At 32.0% G+C, this 5,139-nt stretch carries 6 protein-coding genes; 4 read left to right on the forward strand and 2 right to left on the reverse strand.

The features are described from left to right. Nucleotides 1-359: 359 nt before the first annotated feature. Nucleotides 360-1,193: a CPBP family intramembrane glutamic endopeptidase gene (locus FG384_RS19210; protein ID WP_142644297.1), complete on the reverse strand. Its 834-nt coding sequence runs from the start codon at nt 1,191-1,193 to the stop codon at nt 360-362. A 109-nt stretch (nt 1,194-1,302) separates the two neighbouring features. Beyond that, a complete protein-coding gene (locus FG384_RS19215; RefSeq protein ID WP_142644298.1) occupies nt 1,303-2,097 on the reverse strand; it encodes a MerR family transcriptional regulator in 795 nt (264 codons plus the stop codon). Nucleotides 2,098-2,271: 174 nt separating this feature from the next. On the opposite strand from FG384_RS19215, the gene FG384_RS19220 reads away from it, so the two are divergent. The 4 genes from FG384_RS19220 to FG384_RS19235 all read left to right on the forward strand — a co-directional run bounded on the left by FG384_RS19220 (nt 2,272) and on the right by FG384_RS19235 (nt 4,874). Next, the gene (locus tag FG384_RS19220) at nt 2,272-2,592 is read left to right on the forward strand and encodes a hypothetical protein (protein ID WP_142644299.1); all 321 of its coding nucleotides are present in this window, start codon (nt 2,272-2,274) and stop codon (nt 2,590-2,592) included. 335 nt (nt 2,593-2,927) lie between these two features. Continuing rightward, nucleotides 2,928-3,545, forward strand: a complete 618-nt coding sequence (locus FG384_RS19225; protein ID WP_142644300.1) for an NUDIX hydrolase — start codon at nt 2,928-2,930, stop codon at nt 3,543-3,545. Between the two features lie 124 nt (nt 3,546-3,669). Further along, nucleotides 3,670-4,305, forward strand: coding sequence for a hypothetical protein (locus FG384_RS19230; protein ID WP_142644301.1), 636 nt, complete (start codon nt 3,670-3,672; stop codon nt 4,303-4,305). Nucleotides 4,306-4,637: 332 nt separating this feature from the next. Next, nucleotides 4,638-4,874 carry a spore coat protein gene (locus FG384_RS19235; protein ID WP_142644302.1) on the forward strand — a complete coding sequence of 79 codons (237 nt, stop codon included), beginning with the start codon at nt 4,638-4,640 and terminating at the stop codon, nt 4,872-4,874. Nucleotides 4,875-5,139 lie beyond the last annotated feature (265 nt).

The following is a 5,139-nucleotide window of genomic DNA, read 5'->3' on the forward strand; positions in this document are numbered from 1 at the left end:
GGCTACATTTTGTGAATGGTGACTTGGAAGAGCCGTGTGCGTAAATAGCGCAAGCACGGTTCTGTGAGGGGGGAGGAACACAATCTACCGCAAGGTAGAGAGGTTCCCTTCTACTCGACTAGTTGAATATTCGGTTTCCGAAATAATTAATTTGATGCTATAAAATAAGGTTTGATTAATTATTACTAATAACCTTGATATAAAGAAAGTATATAGAGCATGTTTTGAAAAAAGATTGTTCGAAACATGCTCTTATTTAATGTAATCGATTCATTTCTTTATAAAAAAGTTTGATAATTTTATTACCTTATTCAACTAACGCTTCCAATAGTTTAAGTGTATAGCTGTACACACTATCACTAAATCATGGAATGCTTTCCATTAATAATGTTTGTATCTTCCTTTCCATACAATACTTTCTTTGGATTTATAACGATGATTAAAACGGCTACTACTGAATAAAAAAATGCGTTATACATGATTAAATCGACTAAGTTTTCGTTTATTATGCCAATAAAAAAATTAAAGAATTGGTGGATGATAATGGGGACGATTAAATTCTGATTTAAGTTATAAAATGCGGTCATGATGATCGTAGTGGATAGGATTGAAATCATAAAGAATAGAATATATTTGATTAAATCAATGCCCACATACCCTGTAGTAAACCATATGGGTAAATGCCATATACCCCACCAAAATCCTAAGATAATCGAAGCTTTTAATGGCGAATGCTTCTTTTGAAGCTCAATTTGAGCGAATCCTCTCCACCCTATTTCTTCTCCTAGTGGCCCTGACAGAAGATTTTTAAAAAAGAAATAGATCAGCATTCCCCATGAAGATTTAGTAAAAATAGAGTCTGCTTCACTATTATTAGATACGAAAAACAAAATCATCAAAAATATGAAGGCTTGAATCATACTTACCGTAAGAATCTCAGAAAATTTAAGTTTATTCTTGAATTTATCTTTTACAAATTGTATAAAACTCTGCCCAGGATAGATTTTTTTAAATAACGCTCCGAAAGCAAAGGTTGAGGACCAAGCTGATATACAGAGCATGACATCAAAGACCCATGCAGGAAATCCTAGCATTTTTATGGCTCCTACAAGTAAAAAAAGTGGCAAAAAAATGATATTGGTTAGTAGAATAAAACTTGCTACTGGTTTTTTTAGTTTCTTTTCTCTCTTCATATATAATCCCCGCTTCAAACTAAGTATTTCGTAAATATAATAAAGCTCATATTTACGAATACCTTCAGCTTAAACCTAGGGGTTACTCACAGGTCAATACATGTCTGCATTATTTTATAGGTACATACATTTCTAAAAATACACGTTCAAGTCCATCTTCATAAGTGGTAAGTAATAGATTTATATAAACTATCCCCAAAAGTTCATATCCATTTTCTATTGCTACTTTTCTTAAACTAGCTTCCACGTTATGGTCAATATTTTTTCCACCAGTTGACCATCTCCCATCTTCAATAACGGTATACATACATTTTGGATGAGATAGAATTTCACCACCAATTTCTTTATGAAAGTCTTCTACTTTTTTTACAATGATAAACTTATCTTCAAGAATACCTTCGTCATTGAATCTAATGACTCTTCTTAAAGAAGTTAGAGTAACTGCTTTTTTCAAGCTGTCCGTGTTCTCTTTAAGAGTTTCATATTCATCATAAGCAGTGTAATGTTCTATTTCTCCTTTTATTTCTAAAGGCTTCATTTCTTTTACTGTATATTCTCCTAAGAATTGTTTAATTTTTTCGCAATCTTCTTTTACAATCTGAAGCTTTTTTAAAAGAAGCTTTTTATATTCTATTTCTTCTAAAACCTCTTGTTCTTTCTCTTCTAATAATGATTTTATTCCCTCTATACTCTTGCTTTTTCTTAATTCCTGGATTTTTTTTATTTCAATATCCATTTCTCTATAGAAATTTACTGTGGTTATATCATAAATATCAAAACGATTATATTTTCTATACCCATTCTCAATATTTTGCTTAGGCTTAACTAATTCCTTTTCTTCATAAAATTTTAAGGTATCTCTAGATACACCTAAAAACTTAGCAACTTGTCCAATTGTGTACATTATAATCTCCTTTATCATTACTACATATTCTTTATGATATTTCATATTATCACTAACTGGGCAGTTTAATTGAACAAAGAGAACTATCCATTTATGAAACCAAGTGTTTATTTAATCGTAAATATTAATTAATATGCTTAGATACATAGGACTTGAATCTTAAGGGGGATAAATATGAAACGAAGATTAATAACCATCGTTATAACTTTATTAGTTTTATTAGGTTTGAATTTCGGAATAATATATTTCACTCATACAAAATTCTTTGACTATTCATTTTTCATTGGATTGGCAGCTACCGCTATTATTTGGTTTTTTACTTCTAAAGGTGGTTTTGGTTCTCGACGCTTGGATATGACCATTCAAGGTTCCACAGGTATTAGAATGGAAAGTCAAAAAGTTGAGTTTTCACCTAATATTGCTTTTTTCACATCTTTGGCGTACACCATCATAACATTCGTAGCAATGCTATATCATTACAGAAGTTATTTCTAAGAATTCCAATGGGACAGTTGTAAATAGCAAAAGAGAGCTTGGATTTCCAAGCTCTTTTTTGTGCAAAACGAAAAAAGAGGTCGTAGAGATGGTTTCTTTTAAGCTTCAGATGTAATGAATAATTGAACGATTATGGAGTTAGAACTAAAAATATCATAGGGTTTATAAAAGGTTTCACTTAAACTAACGGAGGCTTTAGTTGAAGATTGTAGAGTTGCAATGCAGCTTTTTTTTCTTGTTCAACTAAAGGGGCAGGTTAGGGGATTAAGGGGAAGTTTAGTTTATAATTAAAGTAAGGTAAAATTAGGTAAAAAATAATTGGTGGTGAATAAAGATTGGAACCTAAATGGTTAGAATGGGCAAAACAGCTTCAATCCATTGCACAAGCAGGGCTAACTTATTCTAAAGATGTTTATGACTTGGAAAGATTTGAATTAATAAGAAATATTAGTGTTGAAATTTTGAGACAGCATACAAATATTGACAATAAAATTATTAAAGAACTATTTGCAAATGAAACTGGATATGCAACGCCGAAAGTTGATATTAGGGCTGTCGTATTCAAGGGTAATAAAATATTAATGGTGAGAGAAAAGAATGATGGAAATTGGTCGTTACCTGGAGGTTGGGGTGATATTGGATTAACTCCAAGTGAAGTTGCAGTCAAGGAAGTAAAAGAAGAATCAGGGTTTGATGTTAAAGCGATAAAATTAATAGCTGTACTCGACAAGAAATGCCATCCCCATCCACCTTCTCCATATCACGTTTATAAAATGTTTATCCAATGTGAAATCATTGGCGGGAAACCAAAAGAAGGTATTGAAACAGATGCAGTGGAATTTTTCACAGAAAATGAACTACCATCTTTATCGATAGCTAGAAATACAGAATCACAAATTCATTTAGCATTTAAACATTTACATAATCCACAAGAACCTGTCTATTTTGATTGATATTCCAAGTTGAATGCCTCCCCGGTTGTTCAACTATCGGGAGAGGTTTGTTGAAGAGACTTGTCATTTCATTCAAAATAAAATTATAGAGGTCCGGTTCCAATATTAGGAGTGATTTAAGAACATGTTAGTAACAGATGAACAATTTAGGGAAAATCCTTTTATATTTGTACAATTGGAAGAATCCATTAAGATAAAACGTAAAATTATAAATCAATTAGAACTTGATATTATTATCTGTGAAGAAGGAAGAAATAAAAAACTTCTTGAAGAGAAATTAACTAACGCTAAAAACGAAATAGATCAGCTAATTAGAATTAGTATTCTTAATATTGACTACGCTAACAATGATGGACAAAAATTAAAATTTGAACCATTAACTCAAGAACAAATAAAAGAGAATCTAAAAAATAATCAAGAAAAGCTTAGTTTAGGATACGTTAGATATTACCACTATGTTCTAGGTATAAATGTAAACCCAAAACAAATATTAGTGTCTGAGGTATATGAAAACATACGACAAACATACGGCAATCAATTAGAATTTCTAACGAATGAAGCTAATAAGGAACATATAAAAGAATATAAAGACTATCTAAAGAATATTAGAAAACCATTTGGTGAAGCTATTGATAATGCTGAGATAGATAGATATTTAGAATTAATACCGCACATAGGTAGTGAAATTTCTAGATATAAAGCATATGTAGATGGTTATGAAAACAGGGCAAAAATAAGTGAGGATTTAGATGGGGGTTAAGCTGCTTCAACATGAAATGTTAATTTCTTTGTTTCTTTTGGAATCAGTACCCAAATTCCTTCGTATTAACACTTTTAAATTCCGGTTTAGGTAGTGTGGCAGAATTTTCTTGACTAATGAGTCACAAACCTTCCAAAACATCTTTTCTTTAAAATGTAATATTCTTTTTAAGGTAGTTCATAAAGAACACCTAATTTTATTTAGGTGTCTTTTTTCCATAAATCTACTTGTTGTATCAATTGAAGTTTAGCAATGTTAAATATAGGCGAATGTACATACTGTCAATCCTTACATAGCATAACCTAAACCGAAATCAAAAGGAGGAAAAGATAATGACACAATTTGATTACGATCGATATGACAGATACGATGATGATGACTATGAATACGATTATGACAGTTACGGGAGACGTCGCAGAAGACGACGTCCACGCTATCCATACCCATATTTCCCTATTTATCCATTCTACCCAATCTACCCACCATACCCACCATACTATCGCTATCCATACCCATACTATCGTTATCCATACTACAGCCAACCATACAACCGTCCTTATGGCTATTGATATATAAGTTGCCTACTCTCTAAAAACAGGGACCGACAGAATTATAAATGTAGATACTGTCGTCCCGTTTCGTTAAATATGTTCATGTACTCGAATAATTTTAAAAATGTATTTTAGTAATTTCTTTCTGGAACTAACAGGTGCTTGTGCGGCCGAGCCTAGGTCGTATCATATAGCGGGTGGGATTCCCGTCGAGAAAGAACTAGCCATTCACTCGTAGCGAGTCTTGGAGGGCTAATGGTAACATTAGCCTTTAAGCGTAGAC

It is taken from the genome of Psychrobacillus vulpis (assembly GCF_006861825.1).
In the GTDB taxonomy this organism is placed as follows: Bacteria; Bacillota; Bacilli; order Bacillales_A; family Planococcaceae; genus Psychrobacillus; species Psychrobacillus vulpis.

What these genes read in the sequence shown, in the direction of transcription:
- FG384_RS19210 (WP_142644297.1), bottom strand. Translation starts at nt 1,193, where the DNA reads ATGAAGAGAGAAAAGAAACTAAAAAAACCAGTAGCAAGTTTTATTCTA.
- FG384_RS19215 (WP_142644298.1), bottom strand. Translation starts at nt 2,097, where the DNA reads ATGTACACAATTGGACAAGTTGCTAAGTTTTTAGGTGTATCTAGAGAT.
- FG384_RS19220 (WP_142644299.1), top strand. Translation starts at nt 2,272, where the DNA reads ATGAAACGAAGATTAATAACCATCGTTATAACTTTATTAGTTTTATTA.
- FG384_RS19230 (WP_142644301.1), top strand. Translation starts at nt 3,670, where the DNA reads ATGTTAGTAACAGATGAACAATTTAGGGAAAATCCTTTTATATTTGTA.
- FG384_RS19235 (WP_142644302.1), top strand. Translation starts at nt 4,638, where the DNA reads ATGACACAATTTGATTACGATCGATATGACAGATACGATGATGATGAC.